The sequence below is a fragment of the Sphingorhabdus sp. genome (genome assembly GCF_023910635.1).
In the GTDB taxonomy this organism is placed as follows: Bacteria; Pseudomonadota; Alphaproteobacteria; order Sphingomonadales; family Sphingomonadaceae; genus Sphingorhabdus_B.
Genome location: NZ_JAAVVZ010000003.1, coordinates 218,481 through 234,142, shown reverse-complemented (window position 1 = coordinate 234,142; position 15,662 = coordinate 218,481). Strand labels below are relative to the sequence as shown.

Here is a 15,662-nt window from a genome sequence, read left to right as displayed (position 1 = left end):
CCAACCCCATCTGCCACACAATAAACGCCGCCTCTTCGGCATTTTCGCGCAAGCGTTCGAACCGTCCGGACTTGCCGCCATGGCCTGCGCCCATGTTGGTTTTGAGCAAAAGCACATTGTCGTCGGTCTTCATGTCGCGCAGCTTTGCCACCATCTTGGCGGGTTCCCAATAAGTGACGCGTGGGTCGTTCAGGCCTGCGGTCCATAGCATGGGCGGATAGGCTTTTGCTTCGACATTGTCATAAGGCGAATAGCTGCGGATATAATCGAACGCAGCTTTGTCGGTGATCGGGTTGCCCCATTCGGGCCATTCGCCCGGCGTCAATGGCAGGTCCTTATCCAACATGGTGTTGAGCACATCGACAAAGGCGACATGGCTAACCACCGCGCCGAACAATTCCGGTGCCTGATTGACGACAGCGCCCATGAGTTCGCCGCCCGCCGAACCGCCACTTGCGGTCACCTTGCCCTTGCTGGTGAAGCCCAGGTCGATCAGGCCCTTGGCCGCATCGACAAAGTCGTTGAAGGTGTTGGTCCGCTTGGTCAGCTTGCCATCCAGATACCATTGATAGCCCAAATCATCGCCACCACGAATATGCGCAATCGCATACGCAAAGCCGCGGTCGACCATCGACAGCCGGTTGGCGCTGAAGCCCGGCGGCATCGCGTAACCATATGCGCCATAGGCATAGAGATGCAGCGGCTGACTGCCGTCTTTCTTGAAACCCTTTTTGGAGAGGATGGAAACCGGCACCTTCGTCCCGTCGCGCGCGGTGATCATCACGCGCTCGGTGACATATTGGGCAGGATCATATCCGCTGGGGATTTCCTGCACCTTCAATGTTTCCAGACGACCGTCGGCGAGGTGGTAGTCAAACACCGTGTCGGGCGTGACCATTGATTCATACCCAAGCCGCAGCTTCGTCACATCATATTCGGGGTTGTCGCCCAAGCCGGCGTCATAGCTTGCCTCGGGAAATTTGATCCGCTCAACCTTTTTGGCATCGGCATAATCGCGGATTTCGACTTGATCGAGGCCATCTATACGGCCTTCGGTCACATAGAAATTCTTGAACAACGACAGGCCAGTCAAATAATGGCGGTCGGACCCGGCAATCAATGTTTTCCAGTCAGCAGGTGCCTTCATACTGGCGGTGGCCACGCGGAAGTTCACATGATCATCATTGGTCAGAATGAACAATGCGCCGTCGCGGACATCGACGCTATATTGCCGTCCGGTTTTGCGCGGGGATACCATGATGGGCGGCGCGGTCGGATCATTGGCGGGCACCAAGCGCACTTCGCTGGTGACATTGTCGCCCGCGCCAATGACGATCCAATCCTCTTGCGCGGTCAGGCCAACGCCGACGCTAAAGCCGATATCCTGCTCCTTATACAGCAGCTTCGCCTTGCTGAGTTCATCGCCCAATTTGTGATACCACGCATTGTCGGTGCGCCAATTTTCGTTGGCAAGGCCATAGACAACGCCCTTGCCGTCCGATGACCAGACAATGCTGGACAGCGTGCCGGGGATGATGTCGGCCAATTTTTCGCCGGTTTCCAAATTGCGGAAATGCAGGTCGAAGCGTTCCGACCCGTTATCATCATAAGCATAGGCCAAAATCTTGCCATCAGGGCTGATCTCTGCGGCACCAAGGCGGAAATAGGCCTTGCCCTTGGCGAGCTCATTTTCGTCAAGGATAAGCTGGTCCGTGCCGCCGGCGACGGGCTTGCGATAATGCTTGCGATATTGCGCGCCCTCTTCGAATTTCGACCAATAGATATAGTCGCCATCCTTTTGCGGAACGCTGCTGTCATCTTCTTTGACGCGGCCTTTCATTTCCTGAAAAATCGTTTCGGTCAGCTTGGCCTGCGGTGCCATTTGTGCTTCGAAATAGGCGTTTTCGGCATTGAGATGCGCCAATATCTCGGCATCATCAATCGTTGGATAGCTTGAATCGCGTAGCCAGTGATAATCATCGGTAATCGTCACATTGTGATAGGTTGCCTGATGCGGACGCTTGACGGCGACAGGAGGCTTGATTTGCGCGGCGGCTTTTTCGGTCATGGGTTCTTTCTGGGCGAATGCGGGCGAGGATAATGCGCTGGTTGCAAAAATGAGTGGGAGCAGAGCTTTCATGACAAACCTTCCTAGCGTATATAGATAAGATAACCATATGAACGGAAGTCCGAAATGTCTAGCTATGAAGACCGCCTCGCCGCCCTGCGCGCACAATTGAAGAAAGAACAACTGGACGGCTTTGTCGTGCCCATATGCGACGAACATATGTCGGAATATGTCGGCGATTATGCGCAACGGCTTGGTTGGCTTACGGGTTTTGGGGGGTCTGCTGGGTCAGCGGTGGTATTGTCTGAACAGGCGGCGATCTTCACCGATGGCCGTTACACGTTGCAGGTGCGAGAACAAGTCGATGGCAAAAACTGGCAATATGTGGGCGTACCGCAAACCAGCATCGCCGACTGGTTGCAAGAATATGCCCCGGGTGGCGCGCGCATCGGCTATGACGCATGGGTCCATACCAAAGGCTGGGTCGAAAGCGCGACCAAGGCACTGGCCACCAAGGGCGCTGAGCTGATTGCGGTCAAAAGCAATCCAATCGACAGGGTGTGGGCCGAACAGCCGCAGAAAAGCGTGGCCAAGCTCATCGTACATGACACCCAATATGCAGGGCAGAGCAGCGCCGAAAAACGCGCCGCTGTGGCCGAGTGGCTGACGGCGAACACGCTCGATAGCACCGTTATTTCCGCGCTCGATTCGGTGGCGTGGTTACTGAACATCCGCGGCTCCGACGTGGCGAACACCCCCGTCGCGCTCAGCTTTGTGCTTGCCCATGCCGATGGCACGGCGGACCTTTTTGTCGCGCCCGAAAAGGTTGACGACGCGGTACGCGCGCATCTCGGGAATGCCGTGCGCTTGCGCGATCCGTCGGAATTTGTGCCGGAACTGCGGTCGATGACCGGCAAGCGCATTGCCGTTGACCCCGACCGGGCGGTCGCCGCCATCTTTGGCGCACTGCAAGCTGGCGGGGCGCACATCATCGAGGCGCGCGACCCGACCATCCTGCCCAAGGCGGTCAAAAACCCTATCGAACAATCCGGCCACCGCGCCGCGCAAGCCCGCGATGGCGCCGCGTTAAGCCGGTTCCTGCATTGGATGCGCGAAACCGCGTATAAAGGCGAATTGAATGAATTATCCGCCGCCGCACGGTTGAAGGCATTCCGCGAAGATACCGGCATGCTCAAGGATTTGTCGTTCGACACCATCTCGGCCACTGGCCCCAATGGCGCGCATTGCCATTATAAGGTCGATGAAAGCACCAACCGCAGCATTGCACCCAACAGCATCTATCTCGTCGATAGCGGCGGACAATATTTGGACGGCACCACCGACGTTACCCGCACCATCTGGGTCGGCCCGGGCGAACCCACCGCCGAGATGAAGGACCGCTTCACCCGCGTTCTCAAGGGCCATATTGCCTTGGCCTGCGCCGTCTTCCCCGAAGGCACCAGAGGCGCGCAATTGGACAGCATGGCGCGCGCCTCGCTCTGGCAGGCCGGCCTCGATTACGCCCATGGCACGGGCCATGGCGTCGGCAGTTTCCTAGCAGTGCATGAAGGGCCCCAACGCATTGCGAAGTTCGCTGGCGGTCAGGCAGGCAGCGACGAGCCATTGCAAGCGGGCATGATCCTGTCGAACGAGCCCGGTTACTACAAACAAGGCGAATATGGCATCCGCATCGAAAATCTCGTGCTGGTCGAGGAACGTCAGATTGCAGGCGCAGAAGGCCGCTATTTCGGGTTTGAAACACTGACCTTCGCGCCGATTGACAAGAATTTGGTGGATGTCAGTTTGCTCAATACCGACGAACTGCGCTGGTGGAATGATTACCACATTAAGGTGCTTGATATTGTCAGGCCACAGTTGGAGGGTGACGCGCTGGCGTGGGCGACGGAGGCTTGTGTAGGGTTGGTGCGGGGATGAGGTTGTTCTGGAGAAAATTGAGTTGTCCGTTGATGAGACCGTTTTACCCGGTTTTACATCTATAAAAGGATGCCATATTCAAGGATGTGGTGTCGCAATTCAACTCAGCGACGAAAATGAAGTTTTGCCTGTGCGCTGCCGTGTTTAGGCCATCTTCGCGTCTTCGTGTCTTCGTGTCTTCGTGCGAACCACCCGCGCAGCGTTGAAAATCATAATCTCACACAAAGACACAAAGCCGCGAGCAAGCCAAAAACCCCCTCTCCTGTGGGAGAGGATATGGAGCCTTATGACCCCGGATGTAATCCGGGGGAATTAGGCGGAGTTGGTGAGGGGGTGCGTTCTTCCGATGGCGCAGTACCCCTCACCGCTGCGACTAGCGATCAGAGATCGCAAGTCTCGCTGCCTCTCCCAAAGGAGAGGGGGTTAGGCCCATGCCTAACAACCTTCCCGACAGGGCGAAACCCCTTCACAATTGCAGAAGGAAAGTGCTAAGCATCTCTTATGAAACGGCTTACGCCTGTTGCGCGGATACTTCGCCGGGAGCGGACTGAGGCTGAGGCCAGACTTTGGCGCTATTTGCGTAACCGCCAGATGGAGGGGGCGAAGTTTCGGTTTCAGGTGCCGGTGGAGCCTTATGTAGCAGACTTTTTATGTGTCGAGGCCAAGCTGATTGTCGAACTGGACGGCGGGCAGCATAATGTTCAGATCGAGAAGGACGCGGCGCGAACCAGGGCGTTGGAGGCGGCGGGCTATAGCGTCATCCGATTCTGGAATGAAGATGTATTGGCGAATACAGAAGATGTGCTGGAGATGATCCGGCTTGCCGTTTTGAACGCAAAGGGGGCGTAACCCCCTCTCCTGTGGGAGAGGGTTGCGCAGACTTGCAAGCTTGCTTGCTAGTCGTAGCTGGGTGAGGGGCTGTGTTCTGTCGGGAAGGCAGAACCCCTCACCAACTCCGCCTAAGCGCAAGCGCCAAGGCTTCGTATCCTCTCCCACCGGGAGAGGGGATTTCACACCTTATGATGCGCGCCCAGGCTTGCGCGGATGCGGTCGAGCGTTGCTTTGCGGATGGCCTTTTTGTTCCATGCATATGCAGGGGCGGGGAGCTGCGCGAGTTGGCCGGCAACGGCTAAGGCTTTCGCTTCCACCTCATTTGCGGGTGCCAGCATATCCAGATAGCCCGCCTCAACGGCGCCTTCGGGGGTGTAGATAAAGCCCTGCACCATCGCGCGGGTCAGATGTGCTGGATGAAGCCGATCCCGCGCCAGCTCCATTGCAAAGATGGGCAAGTTCATACCCGTAATCGCCTCATTCGCGCCGATTTTATAGTCGCCCGCGGTGCCAATGCGCGTGTCGCACGCGTGCAGGATGAACACGCCCATGGCGATCGCATGGCCAGTGCAGGCCGCCACCACGGGCAGCGGTCCGCCATACAGGCGCAACAACAGTTCCGCGCCCGCATCCAGCAACTTATACACGCCATCGGGGCCAAGGCTGGCAAAAGCGTTCAGGTCAAATCCGCCGGAGAACCGCCCTTCACGTCCAGTCAGGACAATCGCTTTTGCTTCGGCCTCGGCGGTGTCGAGCGCGGCGTTGAGCGCGGCAATCATCTCGAAGTTGATCGCATTGGCCTTATTATCGTCCATGCGGATCAAGGCGATGTCGTTGGCGATCTCGACTGTGGCGGACATATTGGCTCTCCCTTGGTGTAATCATCCGACTAAAGCCTTGCTTTACGTTCACGTCAACTTGAAAAGTTGTGCGCGCCGTCTCACACCCCGGCATTGTTCCAGCACAGCCCTACACCGGACCAACACCCGAATATTTGAGGAACCCCCATGACCCAGACATTTTCCGAATACACCCAAGCCGACGTCTGGGAATGGAATACCGAAAATGGCGGCCAGTTCGCCAATATCAACCGACCAATTGCAGGCGCCACCCATGACAAAGAACGCCCAGTCGGCAAACACCCGATGCAGCTATATTCGCTGGCTACGCCCAATGGCGTGAAGGTCACCGTAATGCTTGAGGAGTTGTTGGCGCTTGGCCATCAAGGCGCGGAATATGATGCGTGGCTGGTCAACATCCGCGATGGCAACCAGTTTTCCAGCGGCTTTGTCGACGCCAACCCCAATTCCAAAATCCCCGCTTTGTTCGATCATTCAACGCCCACGCCAACGCGGGTTTTCGAATCAGGATCGATCCTTTTGTATCTGGCGGAGAAATTCGGTGCGTTCCTCCCGACCGAGCATCATGCGCGGACCGAGACCATCAACTGGCTGATGTGGCAAATGGGCAGTGGTCCTTATCTGGGCGGCGGTTTTGGTCATTTTTATGCCTATGCGCCGTTTAAGATCGAATATGCCATTGACCGTTTTGCCATGGAGGTAAAACGGCAATTGGACGTTCTTGACCGCAATTTGGCAGAGCGGGAATATATGGCGGGTGACGCTTACACCATTGCAGATATGGCGATTTGGCCTTGGTATGGCGCGCTAGTCAAAGGATTGATTTACAACGCGGGGGCGTTCCTTTCGGTGCATGAATATAAAAATGTCATTCGCTGGACCGATCAGATCGCCGAGCGGCCTGCCGTCAAACGCGGGCGTATGGTCAACCGTGTCATGGGCGACCCCGCCAGCCAGTTGCACGAACGGCATGACGCAAGCGATTTCGATACCAAGACTCAGGATAAGATTGCGGGGGGAGCCTGAGGGCATCGACCTTTAGGAGGACGCCAGCGCCGTAAAGGGCTTGGCCGGAATGTGCGGCCCGGCGCGTCTTGTTTATCGAGACGTTATATCAACCGACCGAAGCGTGAATTCCGCGCCGAGTTGATTGCTGCCGCCTGCTGCCTGCAATATCAGCAACTGGTTCGGGCAGGCCTTATCAATATTGAAATCCTGAACTTGCGCAAAATTTCCTCGACGCACAGGCGTTGAGACAAACCATTTGTCGACATTACCCGCGGCGGAAATACACTGCAAATCCCAGCGAATTTCTGCGTCAGATACCCCTTCCAGCGCCGAATATCGCGCCTGAAAGCGGTAATTTCCGGGTTCAAGGAAAAGCATTTTGCGCATCACTTCGCCGCGCTCCCCCGACCCTGCAAAAGCAGAAAGCGAAACCCGTCCCTTAGTGTCGGGTTGCGAAAATGATCCGCCAATGCCGACATTTTCTACGACCTGCCAGCCCATGGCGGGATAACGCACATTAACCGTGTCTTTGGTGAGCGCCGCCGATTGGAAGGCCGCAGGCTTGTTGCCCTTGAGGGTCAGATAATATTGCCGGAAGGCCGGAAATTTATTCTTGGCCGCCAACTGCCCGAGCAAGGCATTGGACAAATTTTGATAGACCTCTTCTTCAGGCAGTCCCCCAGCCTTCACCAAAACATCGGCCAGATTCGCGGGGTTTTCGACGGTATTGATGGCTTCGCTAAGATAGGATGGCAGCCAGATGGGCGCTTGCCGAACAATGGGTGCCAATGCAACGCGCACTTCAGGGTCGCTGAGCGCGCCAGTCAATGTCGGGAACAATATCGGGAAGCTGCTGGGTGTTGTGCGCATCGCGATGTCGTAATGATACAGCGCCTGTTTCTTGTCCCCCCGCGCCACGGCATCTTCGATCAGCCATAATTGCGTGCCAAAGTCCCGGCGGGATACTTTGTGTGACAGCAACATCAACTCACGTGCTTTTTTGGTGTCGCCCCGCACATCCGCGACATAGCCCAGCAAACGAATGGCCACCGGATTTAGCGCGCCGCCGCGCAGCGACTGCTTCGCCATTGCTTCAACCTTGGCCAAGGTTGCAGGATCTTGCTTTTCGGCAAACATTTCGTCGGCTTTGCGCGATAATGCCAAGGGGTGGTCCGGCACATATCGTAACGCGACATCGGGGTTGCGATCCCATGTAATGTTGGCCACCGCATGAATGAAGGAAAGCCAGGCGAGATAGCCTGTGACAACCAATATGAGGATGGTTTTTATCCAAAAAAACGGCGATTTCCCGCGCAAGGCCGAAAAAAAACGCGTGCGGCCTTTTCGTTTTCTCGACATGGGTTCGCACGTTTCCTTTGGCAAGGCCACAGATTGGCGGAGACGGAGGGATTCGAACCCTCGGTACCGGATTTACCAGTACGACGGTTTAGCAAACCGTTGGTTTCAGCCACTCACCCACGTCTCCTGTGCGCTTGGCATCGGCGGCCTATAGCGGCCCAAGCATCTGGCTGCAATGGTTATTGACACAGACGACGGATAAGAAGAAAACTAGGGGCTTAGGGTCAGGACCTAGGTTCAGTTTGACGCGCATTGGACACGCATTGTCGCCTGTTCATCATGCGCTCATCCAGCTAGTCCATAGCATGGGAAATATAACTTTTGAGGTGGGGCCGCATGTTTTTGGCGAAAATAGGATTACACAAACCGATGCATTACCTGTTGGTGCTGCTGGCGGCAGGCACGCTTTTTGCTTCGCCCGTAAATGCACAGATCAGTAATGTTGATCCGAATGACGCGATTGACGCGGACCTTGGCACGCCGCCCGCTGGCCCAGATGCCAGCACGCAAGCTGCGCCAATAGCGCAAGGCAAAACGGTCGTGCAAGATGGTGTGCCAACCGACGCAATGCCCGCAGACGGCTCTGGCACCCAACCCGGCGTTGAAGTGGCGCAAATGGCTGTGCCGGCAGGCGATACATATCAACAGGACGACCTCATTGGCGCCGCTGAAGGCGTGTTTGGAAAAGGCGCGCAAGGACTCGCTTTGCTGATTGAGGATATCCTCAAAAAACAGGGGCGCCCCAATGGATATATTGTGGGACGTGAAGGCGGCGGCGCTTTTTTAGTCGGCCTTCGTTATGGGTCCGGCACATTAAACCACCGCGTGGAAGGCGAAAAACCGGTCTATTGGACCGGCCCCTCCATTGGTCCTGACGCAGGGGCAAATGCAGGAAGCACGTTCATTTTGGTCTATAACCTGTACGACACAGAAGACATCTACGAACGCTTCCCAGCGGCCGAGGGCGTTGCCTATCTGGGTGGCGGTTTTAACGCCAGCTACCTGCGTCGCGGCGATGTAGTATTGATCCCAATCCGGGTCGGTGCAGGACTTCGGCTTGGCGCGAATGTAGGGTATATGCGCTTTTCCAAAAAGCAGCGCTGGCTACCCTTTTAACGCGCGCGGATATCCTCCATCCGTTTGAGATAGCGGGCCAGCACGTCGATTTCCAAATTGACGTGCCGCCCGACATCAAGCGTGCCTAATGTCGTCATCTGCGCCGTGTGCGGAATGATATTCAGCATGAAATGCGCAGAACCATCGGCTTGATCTGCAATGTCATTGACGGTGAGCGATACGCCGTCGACGGTGATCGAGCCCTTGGCCGCGATATAAGCCGCAAGGCTGGACGGAGCCGCAACCGTGACTTTCCAACTGTCACCAATGGTTTCGCTGGCGACGATGTGTCCAACACCATCGACATGGCCAGTAACAATATGCCCGCCCAGTTCATCGCCGACTTTTAAGGCGCGTTCGAGGTTCAGTCGGGTACCTTGTTCCCACATACCGGCTGCTGTGCACGAAATGGTTTCTGCTGATGCGTCAACCGCGAACCATCCATCGCCTTTATCAACGACAGTCAGGCATACACCCGAACAGGCAATCGAGGCCCCAATGGCAACGCTATCCGTATCATAGGCGCAGGATATGACGAGGCGCAGGTCGCCGCGCTGTTCGGATGTCCGAATGCTGCCGACGTCCGTGATGATACCTGTAAACATATATGCTGCACCCTTTTCCTAATTCGTTTTTTCGTAGACTTCGAGACGGTCCTTGCCAAGACTTCGGGCGTCCGAAAGCTGCCAAATTCCATGGGCATCCTGAAGTTGGGTAAGCCCGATGTCGTTCAAACATGCCTTGCCAGCGCCAAGCAATATTGGCGCGCGATACAGCATGAGCCTGTCGACCAGGCCGTCACGCAAGAAAGCGGCCGCTGTCGCAGCGCCGCCTTCAATCAGCAAAGTGTTGCAGCCCAATTTTGCAATATCCTGCGGCGTGCGAATAACCTCCCAACCCTGCGGCGCATCGGCACTGCCAAGCATGATCCTGCGGGGTTGGTATGCACCCAGCCCGGCGAGCCGGACGTTCAATTGCGGTGAATCGGCACGGACGGTCCCTGCCCCCAATAATATTGCGTCTGTGCGTGCCCGTTCGACATGGCTATGCGCGCGCGCAACGTCGCCAGTGATCCACCGGCTGCTGCCATCCGCCATCGCGATTTGGCCGTCTAGCGAGCTTGCGATCTTCAAGGTTACAAAAGGGCGCCCGCGATCTATCCGGCTCATAAAGCCAGCCAGGCTTTGCCGCGCTTGGGATGCCATGACGTCAGTGGTGACCCCAATTCCCGCAGCTTTGAGCGCCTCCATGCCAGCGCCAGAAGTGCGTGGATCGGGGTCTTGCAATGCAATAACAACCCTCGCGGGCTCTGCTTCGGTCAATAATTGCGCACAAGCCGGGCCGCGTTGTGACATATGGGCGCAGGGTTCCAGCGTGACGTAGATTGTACTGCCGCGCGCCGCTTCTCCAGCTTGCGCCAGTGCCATGGCCTCTGCATGTGGACGGCCACCGGGCTGCGTCCACCCGCGTCCTATGACCCGGCCGTCTTTCACGATGATGCAGCCAACGGAAGGATTTAGGCCGGTTCGCCCAACACCGCGTTCAGCGAGCGACAAAGCCACCGCCATGAACCGAAGGTCGCTGGCGAGAGCTATTGCCCTGCTCCTACAGAAGCCGGAGCCGCAACGGCTTTCTTTGCCTCCTGCGCGCTTTGTGCATCGCGATCTATCTTGTCGACGTCCATCCCGACCGCCCGTCCAAATGCCTTATACGCCTCCTTTTCACGAGCGCGCATTTCGTCTTTCAACTTTTGGCGTTCGGCAATTGCTGCCTTAGTTTCTTCAAGCGAGCGTGTGGCGGGCCAGCTTTCAATATAAATGATCTCGCGCGGCGGTGGCGTAGCCTTCTCGATAGAATCGAGATAAAATGTGTACATGATGATCGCCGTGGGCACGCAGGCCGCCAAAAACAGCCAAGGGCTGTGACGGCCTGACGTGCGCAGAAACCCCACCAGGTCGCTGCCTGCGTTGCGGAACGATACATCTTTGAAAAACGCCATGGCACTCCAATAAGGCGCACGATGCGCGATTTCCAGTGTCCACTTACAGGACGCGCAGATTATCCGCCGCTGCGGAAGGCGTTGGTGATCGGGTAACGCCGGTCGCGGCCAAAATTGCGGGTCCCAAGCTTTACGCCCGGCGGTGCCTGCCGCCGTTTATACTCGGCGAGATAGAGCAAACGTTCGATCCGCGTGACCGCGTCCCTATCAAAGCCAAGCGCGACAACCTCATCCACGGACCGCTCCTCCTCCACCAATGCATGCAGCATCTTATCGAGAATGGGGTAATCGGGCAGCGAATCGCTGTCTTTCTGGTCCGGTCGCAATTCTGCGCTGGGTGGCTTGGTGATGATATTGTCGGGAATCACTGGCCCGTCACGGCCAAGGGCAAATCTTGGTTTATGGCCATTCCGCCATTTTGAAATGGCAAAGACGGTCATTTTATACGCGTCCTTCAATGGGTTATATCCGCCCGCCATGTCACCATAGATCGTCGCATAGCCAACGCTCATCTCGCTCTTGTTGCCTGTCGTGAGCAGCATGTGACCAAATTTGTTAGACAAGGCCATGAGCGTGAGCCCACGGATTCGTGACTGGATGTTTTCCTCTGTAATGTCGACATCGCGGTCGGCGAAACTGTCCGACAGCATGTCATCGAACGCCTCGACCGCTGGCGAAATGGGGATAGTGTCGATCTTGCACCCGATCATCGCGGCGCATTCGGCGGCGTCATGTAGGCTCGATTGGCTGGTGTAGCGACTGGGCAGCATGACGCACCAGACGCGATCCGGACCAAGCGCGTCTGCGGCGATAGCGGCACATAATGCGCTGTCGATACCGCCCGACATGCCCAACACCACGCCCGGAAAGCGATTGGTGTCGACATAATCGCGCAAGCCAACGACCATCGCGCTATAGATATCTGCGGGATGCTCCTCCCAAAGCGCCTTGGGGCCATCTGCACATTCCCAGCCTCCCGCGCTGCGGTGCCAATGCGTCATGCGAAGATGTTCTTCCCAGTCAGGCAGGCGGTGCGCAACTGCGCCATCGGCATTCAGCACGAATGAGCTGCCGTCAAAGACCAGCTCATCCTGTCCGCCGACGCGGTTCAGGAACATTAATGGCAATCCGGTTTCGCGAACCCGCGCCGCAAACACTTCCTCCAGCCGCCGGTCATCCTTGTCGATTTCATAGGGGCTCCCATTGGTCGAAATCAGCAGTTCCGCGCCGCGTTCCTTTAAGTGCAGGCTAACGGGTGCCAACCAGCCATCTTCGCAAATCGGCGCACCCAGACGCACACCGCGAAATTCGACAGGCTCTGGCAACGGACCCGCCGCAAAAATCCGCTTTTCATCAAAAGTCCCGTAATTGGGCAATTCATGCTTGTATCGCACAGCGGCAATCCGCCCGCCGTCCAGCAAGGCAATGCCGTTATACAACGCGCCATCATCCACAAAAATCGAGCCAACGAGCATCGCTGGCCCGCCGTCCGCAGTTGCAGCCGCGAGTTTGGCCAATTGTTCGGCGGCACGTGCCGCAAATGCAGGCTTCAGCACCAGGTCTTCGGCCGGATAGCCAATCAGTTGCTGTTCAGGAAACACGATCAGATCAGCTGGCCCGGCCTTTACGCGCCACTCCAGCATTGCGGCCGCGTTACCTGCAAGGTCGCCGACGCGCTGATTAAGCTGCGCCATTGCAATATTAAGCTGGTTTGTCATGTCTCCACCCTTATTGTCCACAAACTAGCGGAGCAAGCCGATTGTCAGGCCAGCCTCGCATCGCTAGAGCGTCATAAGAGATTTCGGGGACACGCATATGAAGTTAATGACAGGCAACAGCAACCTGCCGCTGGCGCAGGGTATTGCCGATTATATGAAATTGCCGCTGACCAACGCCAGCGTCCGGCGTTTCGCCGACAATGAAATTTTCGTAGAAATTCACGAAAATGTCCGCGGCGAAGATATGTTTGTGATTCAATCCACCAGCCATCCCGCAAATGACAATTTGATGGAACTGCTGATCATGATCGACGCGTTGCGCCGTGCGTCGGCCAAGCGCATTACAGCCGTTTTGCCTTATTTCGGCTATGCGCGTCAGGATCGGAAGCCCGGACCGCGCACGCCCATTTCTGCCAAGCTCGTTGCCAATCTCATTACCGAGGCGGGCGCCGACCGGGTGTTGACCGTTGATTTGCACGCTGGCCAGATTCAGGGCTTTTTTGATATTCCCACTGACAATCTCTATGGCGCGCCCGTCATGAGCGCGGACATATTGGAGCGGCACGGCAACAAAAACATCACTGTCGTATCCCCCGATGTTGGCGGCGTTGTCCGCGCGCGCGCGCTCGCCAAACGCCTCGACGACGCACCGCTTGCAATCGTCGACAAGCGACGCGAAAAAGCAGGTGTATCCGAAGTTATGAACATCATCGGCGACGTAAAAGACCGCTTCTGCATCCTGATCGACGACATTGCCGACAGCGCTGGCACATTGTGCAATGCCGCCGACGCCTTGAAAGCGGCGGGCGCGTCCGATGTTGTTGCCTATATCACGCATGGCGTATTGTCTGGTGAAGCCGTCAACCGCGTCAACGCATCGTCGTTACGAAAGTTGGTCATCACCGATTCGATTATGGCGTCGGATGCAGCCAATGCGAGCGCGAAAATCCGCCAGCTTCCGATTGCGCCCTTGTTGGGTGAGGCGATCAAGCGGATTACGGACGAAAGCTCGGTTAGCTCCTTGTTCGATTGATGACACCTGCCGATATCCTCCTTGCCAATCGCTTGGCGGATGCGGCCGGGCAAGCAATCCGCCCGTTTTTCCGGTCAACCTTCGCCCAGGAAACAAAGTCAGATGCCTCGCCCGTTACTGAGGCTGACCGCGCAGGCGAAAGCGCCATCCGCCGGATATTGGATGCTGAATGCCCGCGCGACGGTATCATTGGCGAAGAATTTGGCGAAAAAAGCGGCACTTCTGGCCGAAGCTGGATTATCGACCCCATTGACGGCACAGTCAGCTTCATGGCCGGGCGGCCAATATTCGGAACGCTGATTGCCTTGCTAGAGGATAATTGGCCGGTGCTTGGCGTCATTGACCAATGCATAAACGGCGAACGCTGGGTTGGCGCGGCGGGCTATCCGACCACGCTGAATGGCGCGCCGGTGCAAACCCGATCGTGCAGGGCGCTTGCCGCAGCGACCCTAGCAACGTCTGGACCGCAATATTTCAGTCAGCATGACGGCGACCATTTTATGGAGCTTGCCGCCCGAACGGCGCATAAAAAAATGCTGTTTGGCGGTGATTGTTATAATTACGCATTGCTCGCCAGCGGCCATATCGACCTCGTTGTGGAAGCAGGCTTGAAACTTCATGACTTTGCTGCTTTGATTCCGGTGGTAACGGGCGCAGGGGGCATGATGAGCGACTGGTCGGGGGAGCCGCTTCACGGAGCTTCGGATGGACAGGTAATTGCGGTGGGCGATCCGGCGCGCCTTGACGATGTACTTGAGGCACTTGCATGCCATCATTAGCGATCGCAGATACCATTCAATTCATTTTACCCGCCAAGCCGCTTCGGCGCTATCTTTCCACTTATTATTTCCTTGATACGGGCAGCAATGGTTCGGAGCAGGAGGATTTCCTCTATCCTGAATGGGCAACCGTGCGTTTTGCCCTGCGCGGGCAGGCAAGGGGCAACACTGTGGGCTTGGATCCGCTCGATATTCCCGCCGACAGCATTACTGGGCCAACGGGCCGGGCCGCATTGGTGCGCTTTCGCAACATACAGCTTGTCGGGCTGGGATTATTGCCTTTGGGTTGGTATCGGATCGTTGGCTGTCCGGCAGATCGCTGGGCCAACAGAGTACATGCGGTGGATGCAGCCCCTGAATTCGCGCGGCTTGCGCAGTTAAGGCGCGAAATAGATGGTATCACCGATCCGGAGCAAATTGCAGCGCTGTTCGATCACGTCATGCTGCAATCCCTTGGCGACCCCGACCCGCTGGAGGCGGAAATTGACAACATCCACCACGCCATAGCCAATCCCGAGATCAGCAATGTGCGCGACCTTGCAGAAGCATCTGGCATGGGCCAACAACGGCTTGAGCGGCTCGCGCGCCGGATCTTCGGTTTCCCGCCCAAATTCATGCTGCGTCGCCAACGTTTTTTGCGAACATTGGCCAATGCCATGCAGCATCCGGATCTGAAATGGTCCGATGCGATGGACGGACAATATTTTGACCAAGCCCATTTTAATCGCGAATTCCATCAATTCATGGGCATGTCCCCTGGCCATTATCTCGCCATGCCGCGCGCGATCAGCAGCGCATCGATCCATGCACGCGCGCAGCAGGTGGGTCAGCCGCTGCAAGCATTGCAGCTTCCGGAGCCTTCGTACGGGCAATAGACTTGCATTCGCATGCGAATCCCGCTAGTCGCGCGCCTTCCGAATAAGCAGGCTGGCCAATAGGGCTGCCATGTCGGCTTG

The 15,662-nt window shown here is 56.7% G+C and carries 14 protein-coding genes and 1 tRNA gene; 7 read left to right on the top strand and 8 right to left on the bottom strand.

The genetic code is table 11. The annotated features are described in order from the left end of the window. Positions 1-2,068: S9 family peptidase (locus tag HEQ34_RS03005; protein WP_296197182.1), on the bottom strand; the 2,068-nt coding region annotated here is incomplete at its 3' end. A 126-nt stretch (positions 2,069-2,194) separates the two neighbouring features. Here HEQ34_RS03005 and HEQ34_RS03000 point away from each other — a divergent pair. Together HEQ34_RS03000 and HEQ34_RS02995 are read left to right on the top strand one after the other, a co-directional pair. Further along, positions 2,195-4,003: an aminopeptidase P family protein gene (locus HEQ34_RS03000; RefSeq protein WP_296197151.1), complete on the top strand. Its 1,809-nt coding sequence runs from the start codon at positions 2,195-2,197 to the stop codon at positions 4,001-4,003. 501 nt (positions 4,004-4,504) lie between these two features. Continuing rightward, positions 4,505-4,852 (top strand): DUF559 domain-containing protein, encoded by a 348-nt coding sequence (locus tag HEQ34_RS02995; RefSeq protein ID WP_296197148.1) that lies wholly within the window; start codon positions 4,505-4,507, stop codon positions 4,850-4,852. Positions 4,853-5,013: 161 nt separating this feature from the next. Here HEQ34_RS02995 and HEQ34_RS02990 read toward each other — a convergent pair whose 3' ends face one another. Next, complete coding sequence (locus tag HEQ34_RS02990) at positions 5,014-5,694, bottom strand: crotonase/enoyl-CoA hydratase family protein (protein WP_296197147.1); 681 nt, start codon at positions 5,692-5,694, stop codon at positions 5,014-5,016. 147 nt (positions 5,695-5,841) lie between these two features. Here HEQ34_RS02990 and yghU point away from each other — a divergent pair, with 147 nt between their 5' ends. Then, entirely contained in the window at positions 5,842-6,720 is an 879-nt protein-coding gene (gene yghU, locus HEQ34_RS02985; RefSeq protein WP_296197144.1) for a glutathione-dependent disulfide-bond oxidoreductase, read from the top strand. A 72-nt stretch (positions 6,721-6,792) separates the two neighbouring features. Here the strand turns inward: yghU and HEQ34_RS02980 are convergent, their stop codons facing one another. Then, a complete protein-coding gene (locus HEQ34_RS02980) occupies positions 6,793-8,061 on the bottom strand; it encodes a hypothetical protein (RefSeq protein WP_296197141.1) in 1,269 nt (422 codons plus the stop codon). Between the two features lie 34 nt (positions 8,062-8,095). Beyond that, positions 8,096-8,188 (bottom strand) — tRNA-Ser (locus HEQ34_RS02975). Between the two features lie 242 nt (positions 8,189-8,430). On the opposite strand from HEQ34_RS02975, the gene HEQ34_RS02970 reads away from it, so the two are divergent. Next, on the top strand, positions 8,431-9,177 hold the full coding sequence (locus HEQ34_RS02970; protein WP_296197139.1) for a DUF1134 domain-containing protein: 747 nt from the start codon (positions 8,431-8,433) through the stop codon (positions 9,175-9,177). Here HEQ34_RS02970 and HEQ34_RS02965 read toward each other — a convergent pair. Genes HEQ34_RS02965 through HEQ34_RS02950 form a run of 4 tightly spaced genes read right to left on the bottom strand, consistent with a single transcriptional unit; the run spans position 9,174 to position 12,894 of the window. Continuing rightward, entirely contained in the window at positions 9,174-9,782 is a 609-nt protein-coding gene (locus tag HEQ34_RS02965) for a riboflavin synthase (RefSeq protein WP_296197137.1), read from the bottom strand. The two genes, HEQ34_RS02970 and HEQ34_RS02965, sit on opposite strands and share 4 nt — an antisense overlap. Positions 9,783-9,800: 18 nt before the next feature. Beyond that, complete coding sequence (gene ribD / locus HEQ34_RS02960; RefSeq protein WP_296197134.1) at positions 9,801-10,745, bottom strand: bifunctional diaminohydroxyphosphoribosylaminopyrimidine deaminase/5-amino-6-(5-phosphoribosylamino)uracil reductase RibD; 945 nt, start codon at positions 10,743-10,745, stop codon at positions 9,801-9,803. Positions 10,746-10,768: 23 nt separating this feature from the next. Beyond that, complete coding sequence (locus HEQ34_RS02955) at positions 10,769-11,176, bottom strand: hypothetical protein (RefSeq protein ID WP_296197130.1); 408 nt, start codon at positions 11,174-11,176, stop codon at positions 10,769-10,771. Between the two features lie 59 nt (positions 11,177-11,235). Beyond that, complete coding sequence (locus HEQ34_RS02950; protein WP_296197128.1) at positions 11,236-12,894, bottom strand: NAD+ synthase; 1,659 nt, start codon at positions 12,892-12,894, stop codon at positions 11,236-11,238. Between the two features lie 97 nt (positions 12,895-12,991). Between HEQ34_RS02950 and HEQ34_RS02945 the strand changes: the two genes are divergently transcribed. From HEQ34_RS02945 to HEQ34_RS02935, 3 genes are read left to right on the top strand one after another with little or no spacing between them, the layout of a single operon-like run. Continuing rightward, positions 12,992-13,927 carry a ribose-phosphate pyrophosphokinase gene (locus HEQ34_RS02945; RefSeq protein ID WP_296197125.1) on the top strand — a complete coding sequence of 312 codons (936 nt, stop codon included), beginning with the start codon at positions 12,992-12,994 and terminating at the stop codon, positions 13,925-13,927. Continuing rightward, positions 13,927-14,706: an inositol monophosphatase family protein gene (locus HEQ34_RS02940; RefSeq protein ID WP_296197120.1), complete on the top strand. Its 780-nt coding sequence runs from the start codon at positions 13,927-13,929 to the stop codon at positions 14,704-14,706. Before HEQ34_RS02945 ends, HEQ34_RS02940 begins: the two co-directional genes overlap by 1 nt. Then, the gene (locus HEQ34_RS02935; RefSeq protein WP_296197118.1) at positions 14,694-15,581 is read left to right on the top strand and encodes an AraC family transcriptional regulator; all 888 of its coding nucleotides are present in this window, start codon (positions 14,694-14,696) and stop codon (positions 15,579-15,581) included. Before HEQ34_RS02940 ends, HEQ34_RS02935 begins: the two co-directional genes overlap by 13 nt. The last annotated feature ends 81 nt before the right edge of the window (positions 15,582-15,662 follow it).